This is a genomic window from Paenibacillus wuxiensis, assembly GCF_040195695.1.
Classification (GTDB): Bacteria; Bacillota; Bacilli; order Paenibacillales; family Paenibacillaceae; genus Paenibacillus_B; species Paenibacillus_B suaedae.
In genome coordinates, this window is sequence record NZ_JBEFZI010000004.1 from 183111 (window position 1) to 205007 (window position 21897).

Annotated in this window: 11 protein-coding genes and 1 riboswitch; of the genes, 10 read left to right on the forward strand and 1 reads right to left on the reverse strand. The window is 46.3% G+C overall.

The window, feature by feature from the left end; translation table 11 throughout:
• The first annotated feature begins 238 nt into the window (after window positions 1-238).
• From ABN764_RS09885 to ABN764_RS09905, 5 genes are all read left to right on the forward strand, one after another.
• A complete protein-coding gene (locus tag ABN764_RS09885) occupies window positions 239-1603 on the forward strand; it encodes an extracellular solute-binding protein (protein WP_446671767.1) in 1365 nt (454 codons plus the stop codon).
• Window positions 1584-3389, forward strand: coding sequence for a sensor histidine kinase (locus ABN764_RS09890; RefSeq protein WP_446671768.1), 1806 nt, complete (start codon window positions 1584-1586; stop codon window positions 3387-3389). Before ABN764_RS09885 ends, ABN764_RS09890 begins: the two co-directional genes overlap by 20 nt.
• A 20-nt stretch (window positions 3390-3409) precedes the next feature.
• Window positions 3410-4993, forward strand: coding sequence for a response regulator transcription factor (locus ABN764_RS09895; RefSeq protein ID WP_446671769.1), 1584 nt, complete (start codon window positions 3410-3412; stop codon window positions 4991-4993).
• A 169-nt stretch (window positions 4994-5162) separates the two neighbouring features.
• Entirely contained in the window at window positions 5163-6269 is a 1107-nt protein-coding gene (locus ABN764_RS09900; RefSeq protein ID WP_446671770.1) for a hypothetical protein, read from the forward strand.
• Between the two features lie 204 nt (window positions 6270-6473).
• Window positions 6474-7469 (forward strand): YdcF family protein, encoded by a 996-nt coding sequence (locus ABN764_RS09905; RefSeq protein ID WP_446671771.1) that lies wholly within the window; start codon window positions 6474-6476, stop codon window positions 7467-7469.
• 108 nt (window positions 7470-7577) lie between these two features.
• Here ABN764_RS09905 and ABN764_RS09910 read toward each other — a convergent pair whose 3' ends face one another.
• Window positions 7578-8627, reverse strand: coding sequence for a 2,3-butanediol dehydrogenase (locus ABN764_RS09910; protein WP_268625723.1), 1050 nt, complete (start codon window positions 8625-8627; stop codon window positions 7578-7580).
• A gap of 235 nt (window positions 8628-8862) precedes the next feature.
• Between ABN764_RS09910 and ABN764_RS09915 the strand changes: the two genes are divergently transcribed.
• The 5 genes from ABN764_RS09915 (at window position 8863) to ABN764_RS09935 (ending at window position 21658) form a co-directional block, all read left to right on the forward strand.
• Complete coding sequence (locus ABN764_RS09915; protein WP_072727545.1) at window positions 8863-9891, forward strand: LacI family DNA-binding transcriptional regulator; 1029 nt, start codon at window positions 8863-8865, stop codon at window positions 9889-9891.
• 24 nt (window positions 9892-9915) lie between these two features.
• Window positions 9916-10122: a CatA-like O-acetyltransferase gene (locus tag ABN764_RS09920; protein WP_072727544.1), complete on the forward strand. Its 207-nt coding sequence runs from the start codon at window positions 9916-9918 to the stop codon at window positions 10120-10122.
• Window positions 10123-10344: 222 nt separating this feature from the next.
• On the forward strand, window positions 10345-13437 hold the full coding sequence (locus ABN764_RS09925; RefSeq protein ID WP_446671772.1) for a stalk domain-containing protein: 3093 nt from the start codon (window positions 10345-10347) through the stop codon (window positions 13435-13437).
• Window positions 13438-14007: 570 nt separating this feature from the next.
• Window positions 14008-14094, forward strand: a riboswitch (cyclic di-GMP riboswitch).
• An 83-nt stretch (window positions 14095-14177) separates the two neighbouring features.
• Window positions 14178-14933: a 4'-phosphopantetheinyl transferase family protein gene (locus tag ABN764_RS09930; RefSeq protein WP_072727542.1), complete on the forward strand. Its 756-nt coding sequence runs from the start codon at window positions 14178-14180 to the stop codon at window positions 14931-14933.
• Entirely contained in the window at window positions 14924-21658 is a 6735-nt protein-coding gene (locus ABN764_RS09935; protein ID WP_446671966.1) for a non-ribosomal peptide synthetase, read from the forward strand. The genes ABN764_RS09930 and ABN764_RS09935 overlap by 10 nt, the downstream gene beginning before the upstream one ends.
• Window positions 21659-21897 lie beyond the last annotated feature (239 nt).

Below are 21897 nucleotides of genomic sequence, written 5' to 3' on the forward strand. Positions count from 1 at the left end.
GTTCTGTAGGAGGGATCGTAGAAGCTTCTCAATTACATGGGGAAATAAAAAAATCGAAAGGATGATTTTTGTAGTGTTGAGCAGCGGTAAATTTGTAAATAGATTCATGCTGATAATTTACATGCTAACCCTTCTTGTGTTAGGCCTATTTTTTATACCCAAGTTCAACCCAATTTTAATCAGTTCTGAGAATAAAGAATTGCGGGATGGAAAAAACATAGCCATTGTGATCAATAGTTTGAGTTTTCCGTTTCCGGCAGGCTTGGATGAAAATCAAAATCCTTATTTGGATTACATTAAAAAACATGTCGGATTGAATGTCCGTGTCGAACTGCCGCCCGTACCCAGTTATGAAAAAACGATCGACACCATCATTTCGACGGAACAGGATCTCCCTGATATGATCACTATCAATTCCCCGATCCAATTTGCCAAATTCGTAACGCAAAACAAGCTTCAACCTCTCGATCATTGGATAGACGCATACGGAGCAGATTTAAAGCGTGTCATACCGGAGGAATTATGGAACCGAGTTCGGTATAACGGTTCGATTTATGCAATTCCCAGTGGCCAGTTGGTGAAGGGGAAAGAAATCATCTACATCCGGAAAGACTGGCTGGATAAACTGAACCTACCGATACCAGTAACGCTTGAAGATTATAAGGCAGCAATAAAAGCATTTTCGGAAGGCGATCCCAACGGAAACGGAAAGAGAGATACATACGGCTTTACGATGATGAAGGATCTGTATCATTCTTCACCACTTTTTGGGGCGTTCGGAGTTCAATTGAATCAATGGACGGAACGTGAAGGGAAGCTTGTCTATGGCAACGTTTTGCCGGAAATGAAGGAAGCGCTATCATTCTTTGCCGAGCTATATCGACAGGGATGGATTGATCCGGACTTCCCGATTTACCGCAGTAATGTCATGAACGAGAAAATAATAGATGGAAAGATCGGAATGTTTTCCGGAGCTTGGTATGACACACGAGGGGTTATTGCTCAAAGCTTGAAAAAGGATCCGAAAGCCAATTGGGTAGCCATTGATTATCCGCTCGGCAAGAAAGGGAAGCAGGGAGTAGGTGCATTGAATCCAGTTTTCGGGCATCAAGTGGTTCCAAAAGGGAGCAGTCATGCTCGCGAAGTCATTCAATTTTTAAATTTCATTGCAGGTAGAGGCAGAACCACATTAGTTCTAGGATTTCAAAATCAAGTGTGGGATTGGAAAGATGGGAAAATTGTCAGTGAATTTAATGAACATGACAAGCACCTGTACAGAGGCATATATTCTGCACTGGTGAATGTGGACGAACGGTGGTTGTTGCGTGCACGCATGGATTCCTACGACAAAAAATTTCGTCTCAACGAGAACATCGAAAAATTGGAAAAGCATATCGTACAAGATGCATATGGCGGCCCGCCCCCACCTACCTTGGTAAGAAAATGGAATGAACTTTATTCATTGCAGGAAGTTTTCGTAAAAATCATTCTCGGCCTAGAATCCACGAAATCATTCGACGACTACGTGAAACGATGGTATGAGAGTGGAGGCGCACAAGTTACGAAGGAAGTAAACGATTGGCATGAATCGCATAAAAAATAAGGATGTAGCCATGAAACTATTCCAACATGCATATCATAAGTTTCTGCAAACCTCACAATTACGGCTCAGCATCTATTTCTTCATCGTGCTTCTGCCGCTAGTGATCATTAGTTTATACGTAAATAACAGAGCAAACCAAATTATTATGCAAAAGACGACAGAACAGACTCAAGATAAGGTGGAGTCTGTCATGAATAACCTTGAATTATCGTTGCATCATTTTGAGACATTAACCAATCTAATTGCGGCGAACCATAAAATTAATGAAAAGCTGAAGGTGCAAGGAACGGGGATGTCGCCTCGCACAATTGTCCAGTACTCGGAGCTGCTGCAAGAGCTGTGGAATATTTCGGCGGTGAGCCTGGTGGCTTCCCAGATCACGATTTATCAGATGGAGACCCATACGATGATATCTACGAAATATGGAGGGAAAAGGATCGAATCTGCGACCGAGCGGGACAGTTTCGCCTATTTAAATCAGCTTGCGGATCAAGCGGGTACGTTCTTGATCCCCCAACCGACAGAGGGAGTAGAGCCTGTAATTACAGATTTAGTGGAGGCCAATTCCATATCTCTTGTCAGAAGGATGAATGCCTTCCCTGATGAGGACAAAGCAAGTTTACTAATTGTGACTTTACATAAAAATACGCTCCGGACCCTCATAAGCCCGCTGTTGAATTCCGAACTAACCAGCTTGCAGATCAAGAATAGAGAAGGAGAAACGATTCTGTCCATTCCTACTACCGATTCAGGAGGAAACCGAGATAGGGATATGCTCCAAGTGAGCGCGGAGTCGTCTAGTTACCCAATCCGGTTGGAAGTTTTTCGGCCAATCGAAGAAATTTATCAAGAAACGAAAACGATGAGGCAATTTACCTATTTAATCATAGCGTGCAGTTTTGTGCTTTCCATCCTTATATCTTGGGGTGTTTACAACCGCATCGCCTCCCCTTTAGGTAGATTAAAGCATGCAATGAAGGGATTAATCGGAGGAGATTATGATATCCGGCTGCTTACAAGGAGGAAGGATGAATTTGGTTATTTGATGGACTCGTATAATCGAATGGCCGAGCATCAAAAGCATCTGATTCAGGATCACTATGAGCAGCAGCTTCGCATTGCCCGTACGGAGCTCACGTTTTTGCAATCTCAAATTAATCCCCATTTCTTATATAATACGCTGAACTCTATATACTGGACGGCTCAGAACTACGAGGCAGAGGAAATAAGCGAGATGGTGCTGAACCTGTCACACTTTTTCCGATTAAGCCTTCATAAAGGGCAAGATACATTCACGGTAGAGGAAACGATTACCCATCTAAACTACTACTTACGCATCCAGCAAATTCGCTTTTTACATGGCTTTCATGTCGTTTATGAGATACACCAAGAAACGAAAATGATCCCTATATTAAAGCTGCTATTGCAGCCCTTGGTTGAAAATGCAGTTATTCATGGACTGGAGCAGATGAAGGGCGATGGGTTGTTGATCATTTCGAGCTTCTTGAAGCAGGGGAAATTGATGATAACGGTGCAAGATAACGGAAGCGGAATAAGTGAGCAGCGCCTGCAATCCATTCATCAAGTGATTCAGGAAATCGACGGCAAGTCGGCTCCTTTATCTTTTTTGGAATCACCAGAAACGGAGCTATATGGCTTGCGCAACGTTTGTTCCAGAATGAGGATGTTCTACGGCCCTGAAGCGTGCATCCGATTCGAAAGCCAGTTAGGAGTAGGTACAACAGTAACTCTTGAGCTGCCTTTATCAAGTACGACAGATGAATAATGAAATAAGGAGAGGATCGCTTGAATCTTCTTATTGTAGAAGATGAAATTAGATTTTTGCAAAATCTGCTTCACATGCCCTGGGAAGAACACGATATCGAAGTAGTAGGGTCGGCGAATAACGGTGCTGAAGCTCTCGCTCAGATACAAATGAAGCAGCCCGATATTATTTTAATGGATATTCAAATGCCCGAAATGGACGGTCTTTCCTTGGCGAGTCAAGTGGCTCGGGCTTATTCGAACACGAAAATCATCATTTTAAGCGGTCATGACAATTTTTCCTATGCGCAGACGGCGGTGGAGCTTGGCGTATACAAGTATTTGCTCAAGCCTGCTGCTGAAATGGACATTCTCCAGGCTGTAACGGACGCAGCCCGATGCATTCAAGCAGAGTTGATGGAGCGAACGCGTCAACTAATGATGCAGGAGCAATGGACGCAGTACCTCCCCGTCCTGCATCAGCATACGATTCGCAATCTAGCATATGGGCGGTATCAGATAGAAGAGCTGGAAGCTTCCTGTGTTTCATTAGGGCTTCATATAGACATGGAATCTCGTTATGCGGTAATCGTTCTGGACGTGGACGAATATGTCTGTTCCAGCAATGAAGATGGCATGACCCTGGATAATCTCGTGCATGTTATTCGAGATATACTGCCGACTCCTGATTTTTATGTATGCACGGAAGAGGATAAAACCATTATTGTGATAGGGAATACGGGAGCGCTGGAACATACTCCACAGCAGATGCTCGGGATTCACGTGGCGATGGAGAAGCTCATTCGCAACATCAAGCAATGTCTTGGCATTGTCGTAAGCGCGGGAATTAGTGGAGGAAGCGGAAAGATAGACGAACTGCTGCCATTATATATTCAAGCCAAAAAGGCGCTGCAAAATCGGGTCGTTTATGGAACAGGAATCGCAATTCCATATGATGAGTCGCTCCAAGCTGAGTTCAATAATCGTCCGGATTACGAGCACGAGGACAAGCAGCTAGAGATGGCATTGGAGACGATGGATCAAGAACTTGCCATGCGAATGATTTCGAACATGTGCGAGGCGGCGAAGAACAACTCTGCTTCGTATGAAATCATGATGGAGCAGTTAATGTACATCGTTGGCGTGTTGACGCTCTTTATCCGCAAACGCGGATGGTCTGTACAAGATGTGACAGGAGCGGATTTCGATTTTCTCTCGAATGTACAATCACTTACGACGCCAGAGCATATGTACGATGTATTGCATCGTGCTGTAAGAAGCATAATCACATATGCAGAGAGCCATGACAGGAAGGTTACCCATACCACTGTTCAAGCGATTATCGAGCTGCTTGAGGCGGAACAGGATCAGGAATTTACCTTGCATACGATCGCTGATCGTTTTTATGTGAACGCCTCCTATTTAAGTCGCTTATTCAAGCAAGAAATAGGAATGTCATTTACCTCATATGTTCTGGAACGCAAGATGGAACGGGCGAGGACGGCGTTGATGAATGGGGCGAGAGTGTATGATGCTGCCGCCATGATCGGATATCGAGACGTCAGCTACTTTACTAAAATATTCCGTAAATACTGGGGCGTAACGCCAAGCAGTGTAAAGAAATAAATATCACTCTAGTGAATAGGCTAAATGTCATTTTTCAACCGAATATTGTCATCATTGTCTAGTTCCAGAGTCTCGCAACTCCTTGTATGCTTCTGTAGAAACAATTAAATGGTTCATAAAGGGGATTAAGTGAATTGTTGTGAAACTACTAAACGAAGGAGTCGATGTTATGAACACGAAGCCAGCAAAGAAAAGAAAGGCTTGGTTTGCAGGGGTGCTGACGATTACGTTTGCCTTAAGTTTATTCGTCAATTTGTTCTCGACACCAGTGATTAGAGCGGCAAAAGATGTTGAAGAGAATGAAATGGATAGCATTGCGATGGTTCGAAGTGACCTGTCAGCAAGAAATATGGTGTTTTTATACAGCGGTCATTTTGGAGACGGTCAACGGTACATTCCATATGAATCGGCAGAGCTTGAACGTTTGGATACGGTGAGGCAATTTGTTATTGCGATAGATAATAAGACAAACAAAATTGACAATTATAAAGAGAGAAATATGATTGATGATATAAATGAAACGGTTCAGACAATCGTGGACACGAACAGCGAATATAAAGTGCTTGTTTCTCTGCCAGCACACGATGTCTCGAGCAAGTTAAATGTTGATCAGTTATTCGATGAATATGTAAGCTATATAAAGGAGTTAAAACGAAAGCTTGGTCCAAATTGGGACTCGGTAACGGGATTTTATTATCCAAACGAAGCCATATACTTCTACGGGACTCAAAATTACAGCTACTCGCAACTTAAAAATCAATCGCAAATTCAGTTGTTGGAAAAACTTTCGGAGTATATAAAGAACAGTGACGACGTAGATGGAGCTACTTCTTTTGCATGGGCTCCATATTATGGATTTGGCCCTCATAGGGAAAAAATAGTGGAAACAATTGCATACATCGTGGACGAGACAACGATCTTTGATTACGTATATATTCAACCCCACTATTATTTTGACAAAGACTACAAAATAAATTTGCAGCCGATTTACGATAGCGTAAGAGAAGGAAGAGTATATGGGGACGGCGGTAGACTGATTGCTAAGAACCATTTAGATAAAACGAAAATCGGAATTCAAATGGAGATTGATTCAGGGTATTTTACCGATACAGGGAAAAGAGAAAGGTATGACCAGACAGTTGATAAGTTCAAGGAACTTCTAGGCGAAAAAGGGCGATTCAGCTTTTACATGGGATCTAAAGGCTTAATAAATCGATTTAATATTCCATACTTCAAAGAAATACTAGATAAAGTAAACGAATTCTATACAAAATGAGTTTATGCAAGCCGATTCTTCTATTGTGAAGGAATCGGCTTGTTTTATTTCTGGGCGGAGGATTGCTGGGATTATCTGCATCCTGTTAACCGTTGGCGAAGCCATGAATGTCTCATCGTGATCCATTTCAATAATGAACGGGGGAAAAGGGTTGCAAAAAGGAATGAATTGCTTACAATAGTAAGGTTGGAAAGGGAGTGTATGATGAGTTTTTTTAGTTTGATTCTATTTGGGCTTTTTGTTTTTTTATTTATCAGGGAAAAAAGACGGATCAGTCTGTCGTTCCTATTCATAGCGGCGCTAGCGAATTTAGCGCTGAGTCTCGTAGCATTCTCCAACCAGATTCCATGGGTAAATCTGATTGTGGCTGCAGGGATATTGGCATCAGTACCGTTAAGCGTGCTGTTCGTCACGATCTATTTGCTGCTTAACGGCAGAATCATGCTGAAGAAGGAAAGCAAGAAGCTCGCGAATATGCTGTCATTATTATTGAGTCTCCTGATCTTTGCGATGATCGGCATGTTTTTCTACATTTTCTTTATTTCGTATAATGATAAATTTGCTGTTTTTTATCTCGGGACGCTGCTCATCTTCATGTACTTTTCCTTTGTATTCGTCAGCTTTCTGGCGTATGCGATCTTCTATCATTACTGGAAAATATGGTACAAGCCCGATTTCATTATCGCGCTTGGCTCTGGTCTAATCGGAGGGGAACGAGTCCCGCCGCTTCTAGCGTCACGTTTGGATAAAAGCATTGAACAATATATGAAGTATCATCAAGTGCCTAAAATTATCGTGTCGGGCGGCCAAGGGCCGGACGAATTGCTTAGTGAAGCAGAGGCAATGAAGAAATATATCGTGGCGAAGGGAGTTCCAGAGCAGGACGTGCTTATGGAGGACAAATCTCGCAACACGATGCAAAATATGCTGTTCTCGAAGGCCATTATGGACGAGATGAAACCCGATCATAAAAGCATCTTTGTCACGAACAACTATCATGTATTTCGGGCAAGCATTTATGCGCGGCTCGCGGGATTGAAGAAGTGTGAGGGTGTTGGCGCGAAGACAGCAAGATATTACATGCCAAGTGCGTTCATCCGCGAGTATATCGGTATCATTATGATGTACAAATGGTGGCATCTTGCAGTGGTATCAATGATCGTATGTTTTACCGTCTTGCTGTTGAGAACGGCATTATGATGGAGAAAAGATCGAGCAAGGGGGAGCTGATTAACCCCTGACTCGATCTTTTGTTTTATTTCAGTATGACTTTGAAGCGCCCTAAGCCTTCGTGTTTTTGTTTACGGATTATTGCGGCTTCACCATAATTTTCACTTGGTTTTTCTCTTTCAAGAGCGCCTCGAAGCCATGATCAACGACTTCATCCAATTGGATGCGCTTCGTTACCAGTTTCTCTGCTGGGAAGTAGCCTTGCTCCATTAATTTGATAACCGCAGGGAATACGTTGCGGTAACCGATAATGCCTTTCATTGTGCGTTCCTTCGTTACAATTGCATTCGGTTTAATAGTAGCTTCTCGCTCGAAAATGCTGACGATCATCACTTCACCGCCGAGCTTGGCTGCGTCAATTGCATTGTTCAGTACAGCAGGAACTCCCGTTACTTCATAAGCGACATCTACGCCGCCGCCTGTCCGTTCGCGAAGCTCCTTCACGACATCGACTTGCGAAGGATCAAGTACAATTGCTCCGAGTTCTGCTGCTTTTTGCTTACGCTGCTCGGACAGTTCAATTGCATAGATCTCCGATGCGCCGGCCGCCTTCAATGCTTCGATAACAAGCAGTCCAATTGGGCCTGTACCGAATACGGCTGCACGGTCCCCAACTTGAAGCTTGCTTTGTCGAACTGCATAGAGAGCTACTGCGGAAGGTTCAACAAGCGCGCCTTGCTCATAAGAAACGCTATCTGGAATCTTATGCACCATGTGCTCGTCTGCTGCTACATATTCGGAGAAGCCTCCACCGCCGCCAGCGAGACCAAGGAATCCCATCTTGTCGCACAGGTTATACAAGCCTTGTTTGCAGGCTTCACATTCACCGCATGCGAAGATCGGCTCTACAACAACGCGATCACCCTTCTGGAATTTGGTTACACCTTCTCCGACCTCGACGATCTGTCCTGAGAATTCATGTCCCATAACGATTGGAGCTTTCTCTCCAGTTAAAGGATGGGGAGTGCTGTCTGAAATGAAGATCGGTCCTGCCGTATATTCATGCAAGTCACTGCCGCAGATACCGCAGCATTCAACTTTAATTTTTACTTTGCCTTTACCGACTGCTGGTTCTGCAATGTTCTCCACGCGCAAATCTTTGACGCCATGCCATCTTAATGCTTTCATGTGCTCATCTCCCCAGAAGTATAGAAATGAAATACTGTATGAAATGGAAACGGGAAAATATTTTCGGAAACGTTTCCGATATTAAATATGTCACACTATTAGCGTGATGTCAATCACAGTCTTCTATTGTAGGAAGATCAGGTGAATAATATGAATGCAGATGGTATGATACAGAAATAAGGCTTGGTTGGAATGGTGGAAGCAATTCCACTTGTAACGAGAGGAAGATGTATCATTGGTTCAGAGAAAAGTCACAATCGAGGACGTTGCACAGCGTGCAGGGGTCGGATTGGCCACCGTATCGCGTGCAATCAATGACGCAGATGGCATTAGTCCGAAGACGAAGGCCAAGGTGATGCAGGCGATTGAAGAGCTGGGCTTCGTACCGAACTCCTTCGCGCGCAGCCTTAAGGTACGGCAGACGAAGCAAATTGCGCTAGCCGTTCCCGATATTCGGAATGCCTTCGTTCCGGAGATTGCCTATTCCGTCGAGCAGGCGGCCAAAAATTACGACTACCGTGTCGTGCAGATCAATACATTAGGGAATGCACGAGCAGAGCTAGAAATACTTAGGGAAGTGAAGAAGCTTCATGTAGACGGTCTGATTGTCCTGCCGCTAGCTTACCCTGCAACGCTGCCTGACTTGATTAATAAATCGAGCATTCCGATCTCCGTTATTAATTATGGGAAGAAGCTCGGTGACGATGTGAAGGCGGATATCGTCAGTCTATCTACGCAAGAGGGCAAACTTGTCATGGAGCATTTCATGAACATAGGCCGCACGCGGATTGCGTACGCAGGTGCGCCGAAGCATATCATTGAGGAGCGTTTCTTTGCCTACGAGGATGCCCTCCCGCAAGTAGACAGCTCTCTGGTCTATCTCGGAGATGATTTCTCGATGCAAACGGGATTGAAGGCAGCCGATTATTTCGCAGGTCTAACGAAAATGCCGGATGCGATCTATGCGGGCAATGACATGATTGCGATGGGACTGCTGAACCGATTCAAGGAATTGGGGATCCGCGTGCCCGAAGACATTGCGATTGTTGGCATTGATAATATTTTGTGGGGAACAATTACGACGCCGCGGCTTAGCTCTGTGTCGATCATGGGAGCAGAGGTTGCCAGAGTAGCGACCGAACTGCTGCTTAATCGGATCATCGAACAGAAGCGCGGTGTATATGAACGAGTGCAGTTTGAGCCTCGTCTCATTGTTAGGGATTCTAGTGTGGCGATGACGCGCAGCTCGCAGCAGTTGGACTGATCTATATCTTGATGTACATTCAATTTGAATGTGTTCAATGAGGGAACGTATTTGCCGATCATCACATTTGGCCAGTATTTCGGGCAAACGGGTCGAGTCCTGCTGCCCGTATCCTTGCAGCTGCATCATGCGGTGTGCGGCGGGTATCATGCAGGCTTATTAGTTGGCGAGCTGCAGCGATTGGCTGATTATAGCAAGGAATGGATAAATGATCCGAAGGAATACACATGATTGAGCAAAGTAATGAAGCCGTTGGAAAGAAGGCCATAATTAGCCGTTGTTCCAACGGCTTTTTTCATTGATGTGGAATCGGTAAATGATGATCTGACACAATTTTGTCACAATCCAATAAATTTTATAAAGGAGTATGAAACATTTTCCTCATTTGATGCATCTAAGTTGAAGGTGGTAATTTTATACTTGGATATGAATGCAACTTAGGAGGATGAAAAAGTGAAGAAACTAGTATCAGGTTTTGTTGCTGCGGCACTCGGCTTTACGGTGGTAACGCCCACAGCTGTGCAAGCAGCGCCTGCAACTTACACCGTATATGTGAACGGAAGCAAAATTAGTACCGATCAGCCACCGGTATACACGCAGGGTCGTGTGTTGTTGCCGATGGCAGTTATTTTCCAGTCGCTTGGCGCCAGTGTTAGCTACGATTACAAAACGAAGAAGGTATCAGCTTACAAAGGGAGCACCTCAGTAATTCTGAAACTAGGCTCCTCAGCGGCAACGGTCAATGGCAAAACTGTCTATATGGATGTTCCAGCCAATACAATGCAGGGCAGAACGATGGTTCCGGTACGCTTCGTTAGTGAATCGTTGGGCGCAACAATTAACTATGATAATAATGCAAAAGTCGTGCGTGTGACTTCAGGCAACACACCAACATATCCGGATCGTCCGACATATCCAGATGAGCCCGACTACTCCGGCGATCTTAGAGGCGTCAATTATGTGACAACACAGATCTCAGGCCAATCCGGAGATGCAAGCGATATTCGTGTCAGCTTCTCCAAGGAACAGTATGAAAATAACCTTGATCAATATCGCGTCATGATTGTTAAAGCGTCGAACTCCTTTAATTTGAACAAGGCTCGTTCGGTATCTTCCAACAATTATACCGTAGTGAACAAGAGCGGTGACGATCCTGTAGTCAGATTGGATTCCCGAGCACGTGACGTAGATGGAGACTACATCCGTACGAATGTGAAGTATGAAGCTTATGTATTGTCAGTGGGCAGAACGAGCAACCAACAGGTGCTCTCGAACCCATCTTCAACCTTTACGTTAGGCGACAACGCGGTTGCAGCGGCAACGAATGTGCAAGTGCGCAATGTGGCGAATTATAACGACGGCCGTGATATGCAGGTCAGCTTCTCCCGTCCTTCTAACGACAGCCCAATTCAAAATTATCGGATTATGGTCGTCAAAACGAAGGATGCATCTCGTTTCGATGCTTATGAAGCAGACCGCGTATCCAGCAATAATTATACGACCGTACCGAAGTCCAGCAACTCGACGTTGACGACAACCTTGAGTTCGACAACTAGAGATACAGCGGGTGACTTAATTCGCAATGGCGTACCTTATACCGTATTTGTCGTAGCTGTCAGCAATACGAGCTCGTATGCTAATAAGCTATCCTCCAGCTCATCTTCGATCACGCTTGGACAATCAGCTGGTGTTCCAGTGATTACGAAGGTCAGCCAAGTGGGTAATTATGGAGATGGACGCGATATTCAGATCATCTTTAATCGCTCTTCCGATGAATCGCGCGTAAGCTACTACCGGATTTTTGCAGTGAAATATTCGGATGCTTATCGCTTTGATTTGAACGAAGCAAACCGGGTTTCATCTAGCAATTATTATGATGTCTCGAAGAATGGCTATAGCATTACTTCAACATTGCCATCTAATATGCGTGATGTGAATGGCTCACTAATCCGCAGAGGGGAGACGTACCGCCTGTTCGTCATGTCGGTATCCAATAGCAATTCCGATTACAATGCATTGTCGAGCGCGTCCGACAGCATTAATATTTCGAATAACTCAACGGTTTACAGTGCTTCAAATGTAAGAGCAAGCGATGTTGGCGATTATAATGACGGTCGAGACATGATGGTTACCTTCAACCGGGCATCGGACGAATCGAATATTAGCCAGTATCGAATAATGGTTGTGAAGACGAGCAGATCGTACCGCTTTGATATATCCGAAGCGAACAACGTATCCAGCTACAATTATACGTCGATGAACCCGAATGGCAGAGACGTTAGCCTCAAGCTGAGCTCTACTGCGAGAGACGTAGATGGGGACCTAATCCGTAACGGAACCAGCTACCAAGTATATGTGCTTTCTGTTGGACGCGGTAGTTATGTGAATTCCCTGTCCAGCTCCTCAGATACGATTACGTTGTCTAACAATTCGACGGTGTACCCTGCAACGAACGTATCGGCAAGCAGTTTGGGTGGAAACTACAATGATGGACGGAACCTGAGTGTAACATTCAACCGTGCTGCAGATGAATCGAACGTGAACCATTATCGCGTCATGGTTGTGAAGTCTTCCAATGCAAGCCGTTTTAATCTAACAGAGGCCAATCGAGTTAACAATTGGAACTCATCTGTCGTGTATCGGAGTGGCAGCAGCTTGTCGTATGTATTCGATGCGGATGCAAGAGATGTAGATGGAGCACCGATTCGCAACGGCAACAGCTACCGGGTATTTGTTCTGTCTGTAAGCTCCAATAGTCAAGCGAACAATGCGTTGTCTGCTCCATCTCCAGAGGTGACGCTTAAAGGCAATGCCTCGGTTGATGTCGTGACGAATGTAGAAGCGAAGATTATTGGCAAAAACGGTAATGCCAGCGACATTGAAGTAGGCTTTAATGCACCATCCAGTAATTCGTACGTAAATGAATACCGTATTATGGTTGTCCGCGCAGATCAGTCCTATGCATTCGACGCATATAGTGCGGGACAGGTGAGATCATCCAGCTACATTCGGGTTGGGAATCAGAGTGGCTATGTAAGACAATCGCTAACAAGCGGCTTGCGGGATGTTCAAGGCAACGACATTCAAAAAGGTGTTGCTTACCGGGTATTTGTGCTTACGGTAGCTGACAATAGAAGCGGCTCCTCAAATGCCTTGTCTTCGCCTTCTGGTGAATTTGCCTTGGTAGATCAATTCGTGCAGGCACCTACGAATGTGTTTTTGACAAGAGAAGGGGGGAATAACTTCAAGGCCTCCTTCTCGAAGCCAAGCAACGACAGCGGGATTGCCTATTATGCATTGATGGTCGTTCCTTCTAGCTCAGCGAACTCCTTCAACCTGGATCAGGCGAATCGTTTAAGAGGAGTAAGCGTAATTGGCGAAGAATCTAGAATGTTCTCGCTGTCAGATAATGATGCATATGGAAATCCAATTCGCAGCGGCGTTGCCTATAAAGTATTCGTTATGTCCGTAGCGGATGGGCGCAATGCAACAGTGAATGCACTGTCCACCGCATCCAATGAAATGACAGTTGGTGACGGATATTAATCCCCATGATGTGAAATAGAGAAGATAGATAGATGGCATTCAATAAGAGCCTCGGAATGATTTCCGAGGCTTTTTATGTATCACCAAGAGTACAAGAGAGTTGTGTAATGAGTAAGAAATGACTTCAGTGCTGTCTATTAGGTAATTGGTAGGGGAGAGGGGGGGCTAAGCAGTAGTGGCTCTATAGGAAAATCGACAAATGTGTCGAGCAGTTGGAGGGGATTGCACGAATCTATGGGAGCAAGGATGGAGAGGATAGGGATGTTTTTGTCGGAAATAGGGTGAAACAACCTTGAAAATGACTATAAAATGACAAAAAATGATTTTTCGTGTCGAAAAATTGAAAAGTGTTATGAAAAAGTATTAATCTTTTCATTCGAGCAACCGATATAAAATATGGGTCTTGAGTTGGATAGGGGATGCGACCGTCCAACATGCTGATATGTAATATGTACTTTAGACCTATTCACGCGATACATGTCACAAGAACTAGTGCGTAACATTGCTATGACATTCTTGCCTGATAATCGATCTGCAACACGCAATGGATACATCAAGAAGAACAACATCAGGATTGAAAGGCAAACTCTTCGAAAGATGAGGACGCAAAGCCGCGGGCCTAACATCTTCACGGATTACGGCGGCCGGGTTGCCATTAATGTTGCGGTAACTACACAACGGTTATTCGGTGACAAGGCTATGCAGAATGGCCTTTTTTTTGCGCACAGAAGCTGGGGTAAATGATGGAAATTGTGTTGCTAAAATGGGACGAGTGTACTTCCTACGAAGACATAGATTCATTGATGGATCGATTTATCCCGTTCGTTACACCTGAAAAATACAAAAGGTTAGATAGACTTCGGAACCGTGAAGATCTTTATTGCACGGTTGCGGCTGACATATTGGCCCGCATGCTGCTATGTCGAACCTTGAAATGTTCGAATAACGAACTTGTTATTCACACTCATCCCTTCGGCAAGCCATATGTGGAGGGTGATCCAGTATTTTTCAACATCTCTCACGCCGGTGCGTTCATAGCAGTGGCATTGGATGAAGCGCCAATCGGGATTGATATAGAGCAAGCAGGAGAATGGAACATGGACGTGGCTAGGCTGATATGCTCGCCGCGTGAGTTGGAATTGCTTGCAAATACGAACGACAGTCGTGCGCGGCAGGAATTGTTTTTTTACATATGGACGGCTAAGGAAAGTGTTCTGAAGGCATTAGGAACAGGTCTCAGCCTGCCTCCTAGCACATTCGAGATTGTGCAGGAGACAGCTGTACCTATACAGGATAATCAATTATGGAATGTTGATCATAATTATGTAAAGCAATATGTCGTTCCTGTAACAGGCTATAGTATGACTGTGTGCGCACAGCATATGGAATTTGCCAAGCAAATAGAGTACATCACATGGGAGCAGTTGACTCATAGGTTTACGAAATGGGTTGGATCGTATAAAGGAGAGGACGAGAATTGGCTTTCATGGAATTGACAGTAGAACGATTGGCAGGCTATGACGTACATTCTATCGAACTGCCTGAGGAGACAATGCGTCTTCTGAAGAAGCATTCGGCCGAGCATTCGGTCAAGTTGGAATCCGTCATGTTCAGTGCGTGGGCAACGCTGTTGTCCCGGTTCTACAACTCGCAGCAAGTAACTCTTCATGCCGTTCAAGCGGGACACGGCAATGGCAACCATACAGTAGTCAGTCAGGATGACGTAACCTTGCAAGGAATTATGAGCATTCATAACAGCTTGTCGGCTTGCGCAGAAGGACGTAACCTGACTTGCTCTGAAATAGCTTCTGACAGTGATGTGGCAACGTATTGCTGGTACGGAGAAGATGTTCGGCCCGTGCTTCCAGAGGGAGAGCAGGTATGTGACCTGCACGGCTGCATTCAGCATGCTGCTGGAACGGGCGCATTACCAATGTTCACAATGTATTACAAGGAAAATCAGTTCCAGTTATCGACGGTAGAGAAGCTGGGGGAGTACTTCTTGCAGCTGCTGGATGAAGCTGTGAAGCATCCTCAGAAGCGTATTGGCGAGCTGGAAATGCTGACAGAACAGGACAAACGCCAGTTAATTGAGGGGATGAATCAGACTCGAGCTGAATATCCTCATACATTCACGGTTCAGGCGCTGTTCGAGGAACAAGCTAAGCTGCATCCGGATCGAGTAGCTGTCATCGAAGATGATCGCGAGTTGACCTATTGCGAGTTGAATGCTCGTGCGAATCAATTGGCGCGCAGGCTGCGGAAGCTTGGCATCGATCGGGAACAGTCTGTTGGTATTATGGCAGAGCGCAGTGCAGAGATGGTTGTCGGTATCTTAGCGATTCTCAAGGCGGGAGGAGCTTATGTTCCACTTGATCCCGATCACCCTCAGGATCGCATTCAATATGTCCTAGAAGACAGTCGTACGAAGCTGGTACTGACTAGCAGATCGTCAGATATAGATTTGCCGAATACCATCGAGCAGGTTCATATGGATGACCCGAGCCTTGCTGATGAATCTAGCGATAATCTGGTATCTGTGAATCAGCCAGAAGATCTTATATATATCATTTACACGTCCGGTTCGACAGGAAGACCTAAGGGCGTCATGGTTACTCATCGTAATGTCATTCGCCTAGTAAAGCGCACGAATTATGTGAAGTTTGGCGAAGGCGACCGTATTTTGCAGACGGGATCACTTGTCTTCGATGCCTCAACCTTTGAAATCTGGGGCTCCTTGTTGAATGGCTTAGGGCTCGTGCTCATCGATAAGACGACGATACTGGACGCTGAGCAGCTGGAGCAAGCGCTCATCCGCCATCAGGTAACGATTATGTTCTTGACGACGGCGCTGTTCATTCAATTGGTTGATCGCAATCCGCGCATATTTGCGCCGCTTCGCCAATTGCTTGTCGGTGGAGAGCTGATGTCGCCAAAGCACTTCTATCGAGCGGCTAAGGACTGTGCACCGATTGAGATTTCGAATATTTATGGTCCTACTGAAAATACAACCTTCTCTACTTCTTATCTGATGAAGGAAGAGGGAGACGGGACAATTCCTATCGGTACGCCAATTACGAACTCAACTGCTTATGTTGTCAATGATTACGGCATGCTGCAGCCGATTGGCGCTGTAGGAGAGCTGTGGGTCGGCGGTGAAGGCGTAGCACGTGGCTACTTGAATAAGGATGAGATGACACGTGAGAAGTTCGCGGATAGTCCATTCGTAGCTGGTGAGCGAATCTATAAAACGGGTGACCTTGTGCGCATGCTGCCAGATGGCAACTTGGAATTCGTCGGACGCAAAGATCATCAAGTGAAGATTCGCGGCTATCGCATGGAGCTCGGTGAGATTGAAGCGCAGATTCATACGCACGAGCAAGTAACGGAAGCACTGGTTGTAGCTTTTGAAGAGTCGCCTGGCCAGAAGGCTCTTTGTGCTTACATTGTAGCGGAAGAAGGCATGACAGCGAGTGTAATGCGAGAGTACTTGTCTTCGCATTTGCCTGAATTCATGGTGCCGGCATACTTCATGTTCTTGGAGCGCATGCCGCTTACGATCAACGGCAAGATTGATCGTGCCAAGCTGCCTCAGCCTGAGAAGCAGGAGCGCATGTCTACCGAATATCAAGCTCCTGTAACGGATACGGAGAAGAAGCTTGCGGCGATATGGGAGGAACTGCTTGGCATCTCTCCAATCGGCACAGCGGATCACTTCTTCGAGATTGGAGGGCATTCGTTGAAGCTGGCACAGCTGCAAGCACGCATCGCAGCTGACTTCCATATCTCGTTGTCCTTCAAGGAATTGTTCTCGAATCCATATGTCGGCAAGCTTGCTGCAATTATCGACGGAGGAGCACAAGAACAATACGAATCGATAACGCCAGCCGAGAAGAAGGCACATTATCATCTCGCGCCAGCACAGACGCGTATGTTCGCGCTGCAACAGCGGGGCGGAGTTGGCATGGCCTACAACATTCCACTCGTGTACGAAGTGAAAGGCCATTTGGATACCGGCCGCCTGAAGAAGGCTCTACACCAAATCGTAGAGCGTCATGAAGCATTCCGTACTTCATTCCATTGGGAAGAGGAACAGATCGTACAGAAGGTGCATGAGACAGTTGATATGGATGTGCCGATTATAGAGGCCGAGGGCCGTACTGCTGCTGAACTGGCGAATGAATTCGTCCGTCCATTCCAGTTGGAGGAGCAATCGCTTCTACGTGCTGCGATTGCGAAAGTGGCAGCAGACAGCTACATACTGATGCTGGATATTCACCATATCGTCTTCGACGGAACCTCGCTCAGTGTGTTTGCAGAAGAACTGGCTGCAATCTATAAGGGCGAGGAGCTGGCCTCAATCAAGCTGCAATATAAGGACTATGCGGAGTGGCAGTCCAAGCGTGCACAAGATGAACAAGCACATGAACAGTATTGGCTGAGTGTGCTTGAAGGGGACATCCCACTCCTGGATCTTCCATACGATTATATTCGTCCGAATGTGCAGTCATTTGAAGGCGATATGGTGCGTATAGCATTGTCTGCCAAGACGGTGGAAGGATTGAAGCAGCTGGCTCTCCGTCAAGGAACTACACTCTATATGGTGCTGTTGTCGGTATATAATGTGCTCTTGTCCAAATATGTGGACAAGGAGGATATGATTGTTGGCTGTGCGATTGCTGCTCGAACACATACTGATGTAGATCGAATGATGGGCATGTTCGTCAACACCTTGCCGATTCGCAGCTTCCCAGAGGGCGGCAAGGCCTTTGCTGATTATTTGAATGAGATGAAGGATACGCTTCTACTTGCCTATGAGCATCAGGAATACCCGCTCGACAGCCTGGTTGAACGCCTGCAGCTGAAGCGGGACGTAAGCCGCAATCCATTGTTCGATACCGTATTCGTCATGCAGAACATGGGGGATCTTTCGCTTCAAGCAGGAGATGCCGTCTTCACAGAGCTGCCTTATCATAACGGCACATCGAAGTTCGACCTTACGCTGGAGGCAATCGAGCGTGAAGAGGAACTCGAATGCAACTTTGAATTCTGTTCGAAGCTGTTCAAACGGGAAACTGTAGAACGAATGGCAGGGCATTTCGAGCAGCTTGCTATGCAGGCAGCACAGCAGCCGTCATGCAGTATTGGAGAATTTGAACTGATTACGGATCAAGAACGGGAAGAAATCGTGCACCACTTCAATAATACGGATGCCGAATATCCTCGCCATGCGACTGTACACAGTCTGTTCGAGGAACAGGTGCGTGTAACGCCTGATCGCGTTGCGCTTGTGTCTGGTGAACGTGAAATTACCTATGCGGAGCTGAATGCGGAGGCCAATCGTTTGGCGCATTATTTGCAGAAGCATGGGACGAAGGCTGAACAGCCAGTTGGTCTGTTCACAGAGCGCACACCAGAAATGATTATCGGTGTACTCGCGATCTTGAAGGCTGGCGGTGCTTACGTGCCGATCGATCCAGATTACCCGCAGGAACGGATCCAATATATGCTGGAGGACAGCCGTGTTAATATCGTACTCGCAAGCGACCATTTGGCTGAACGATTGCCGGAAGGACTGAGCAGCATCAGTTTCACGGATTCGAAACTAGCTGTACAGTCAACGGAAAACATAGAAGACCTCAATAATCCTGAGCATATCGCGTACTTAATGTACACATCGGGATCGACAGGGAAGCCAAAGGGAGTTATGGTCACCCATCGCAACGTGATTCGCCTTGTGAAGAATACGAATTTCGTATCATTCCAAGAGGATGATCGCATTTTGCAGACTGGTTCTCTTGTATTCGATGCTTCGACATTTGAAATATGGGGAGCCCTTCTGAACGGACTTCGACTTGTACTCGTTGACAAGCCGACAATTTTGGATGCTGAGCAGTTAGAACAAGCGATTATGCGGCATGGCATCACTATGATGTGGCTGACTTCACCGTTATTCACACAGCTAGTTGAGAAAAATGAGCGCTTATTCGAACCTGTGCGAACATTGCTCGTTGGCGGAGATGTATTGTCTCCGAAGCATATCTACCGGGTGCTTCATGCCTGTGCGCCAATTCAAATCGTGAACGGATATGGACCGACAGAGAATACGACCTTCTCCTGCTGCCACCATATTGCAGCGGAGCAGGACGGATCGATCCCAATCGGGGCGCCGATTGCGAACTCGACAGCCTATGTCGTGAACAACTATGGCAAGCTGCAACCGATTGGCGTAGCGGGCGAGCTGTGGGTCGGTGGCGATGGCGTGGCGCGTGGTTACTTGAATCGCGAGGACTTGACGAACGAGAAGTTCATCGACAGTCCGTTCAAGGCTGGAGAGAAGCTGTATAAGACAGGCGACCTTGTTCGCTGGCTGCCGGACGGAACAGTCGAGTTCTTAGGACGCAAAGACCATCAAGTGAAAATTCGCGGATATCGCATGGAGCTTGGTGAAATTGAAGCGCAAATCCGAACTCATGAGCTCGTGAAGGAAACACTCGTTACTGATATTGAGGAATCGCCAGGACAAAAGGCGCTCTGTGCGTACATTGTAACGGAAGGTACGGTGACAGCTGCAGATATTCGTCAGCATCTGCTTGATCATTTGCCGGATTATATGATCCCGACTTACTATGCGTTCCTCGATCAGATGCCGCTGACCACGAACGGCAAGATTGATCGCGCGAAGCTCCCTGCGCCATCGAAGCAAGAGTGGACAGGAGCCGGTTATGTAGCGCCTGACAGTGAGACGGAGATGAAGCTTGCCGAGCTATGGCAGGAGCTGCTTGGCCTGACAACGGTCGGCGTTTGCGACAATTTCTTCGAGCTAGGCGGGCATTCCTTGAAGGCGATCACGCTTGTTGCGCAGTTGAAGCAGGAATACGAGGTTGACGTCAGCGACGTATTCGCATATCCGACGATCCGAGAATTGGCATTGCGGATGAAGTATCGTCCGAACCATATGAAGGATAAGCTGGAGCGGATTCGTGCCATGTATGCAGAGGAAGTAGTGGTCGTGGAGGATAAGGCTGTAACGGAAGCTTGGAAGCAGTATCGCAGCCGCAACGAAGCTTATCACAATCGAGAGCTATCGCAGCAGTTGAACTATGCTAAGGTTCTCCTTACAGGTGCAACAGGATACTTGGGTGCTTACCTGCTTCGCGATCTTCTGCATTGCACTGACAGCAAGGTGGTTGCTATTGTTCGCGGGATATCTCCGGAGCAGGCTCGACACAGATTGTACGAGAAGCTGGCCTATTATTTCGGTGCAGCACTGACAGACACGCACGGACATCGAATCGAAGTCGTTAACGCGAACTTGAGTGACGAACATCTCGGACTCGCTGAACACGAATATGCTAAGCTGGCAGATGAAGTGGAATGCATCATCCATGCTGCGGCCAATGTGAAGCATTATGGCCACTATTCTGAATTCGTACTGAACAATGTTACGGCGACGGAGCGCTTGTTGGAATTGGCAGCAACCGGCACGAAGAAGGGATTCCACCACGTCTCTACAATGTCGGTCGGGATGGGAACGATTGAAGGCAAGGAAGCCGTTCTCTTCACGGAGGATGACTTGGACATCGGACAAGTGCATGACAACTATTATGTAAAAACGAAATTCCAAGCGGAGCAATTGGTAGAACAGGCGCGGCTGCAGGGGCTGCATACGAACATTTACCGAGTTGGTAACATTGTATGTCACTCAGAGAGCGGTCAGTTCCAGGAGAATATCCAGGACAATGCGTTCTACAAGACGATGAAGTCCTTCATCCAATTGGGGGCCGTTCCTGATTCCGGTCAGGATACAGACTTATCCTTCGTAGATCAGGTGAGCCGTGCGATTATTACACTGCATGACAAGCCTGCCCTACATGATGAGATCTACCATATCTATAATCCTCATCTGATCAGCATGTCCGAAATGCTGGCTGGGCGGAATGATGTTCAGGTTGCGAAGCTGCCAATGGAGAAGTTCCTATCCTATCTGTTCGAGCAGTATGAACAGGGGGCGAAGCTTGAGGCAGTCGAGAATGTGATGCTGCATAACGGGTGGATGGATGAAGGCGCTGCGCTAACAGCGTTCGAGCTAACTGCAGAACGGACGGTATCTACGCTTGCTGCATTAGGCTTTTCCTGGACTGTACCTGGTGAAGCTCAAGTCACGAATATGCTGCGACACGGGTTCGAAGTTGGCTTCCTAACTCTTACGAACAAGTAGGCCAGCAATTCGGAGCGATATTATGTGCAGGGGGGATGGCATCGAGAATGGCAGAAGAGAGGTTGATTGCGGTTTATATGCAGCTCGAAGAGCGCCCTATCATAACTTGATAGGCATACGTCAATCAGCAAAAAGACCAAAAAGCATTGGCATGAAACGACATATTGGGTAATATTCAGTATGTGCAGTAGACAATCAGTAACACCATACTTATGAATTTATTACATCTAGGAGGAGAT

What these genes read in the sequence shown, in the direction of transcription:
- ABN764_RS09890 (WP_446671768.1), top strand. Translation starts at nt 1,584, where the DNA reads ATGAATCGCATAAAAAATAAGGATGTAGCCATGAAACTATTCCAACAT.
- ABN764_RS09900 (WP_446671770.1), top strand. Translation starts at nt 5,163, where the DNA reads ATGAACACGAAGCCAGCAAAGAAAAGAAAGGCTTGGTTTGCAGGGGTG.
- ABN764_RS09905 (WP_446671771.1), top strand. Translation starts at nt 6,474, where the DNA reads ATGAGTTTTTTTAGTTTGATTCTATTTGGGCTTTTTGTTTTTTTATTT.
- ABN764_RS09910 (WP_268625723.1), bottom strand. Translation starts at nt 8,627, where the DNA reads ATGAAAGCATTAAGATGGCATGGCGTCAAAGATTTGCGCGTGGAGAAC.
- ABN764_RS09930 (WP_072727542.1), top strand. Translation starts at nt 14,178, where the DNA reads ATGATGGAAATTGTGTTGCTAAAATGGGACGAGTGTACTTCCTACGAA.
- ABN764_RS09935 (WP_446671966.1), top strand. Translation starts at nt 14,924, where the DNA reads ATGGAATTGACAGTAGAACGATTGGCAGGCTATGACGTACATTCTATC.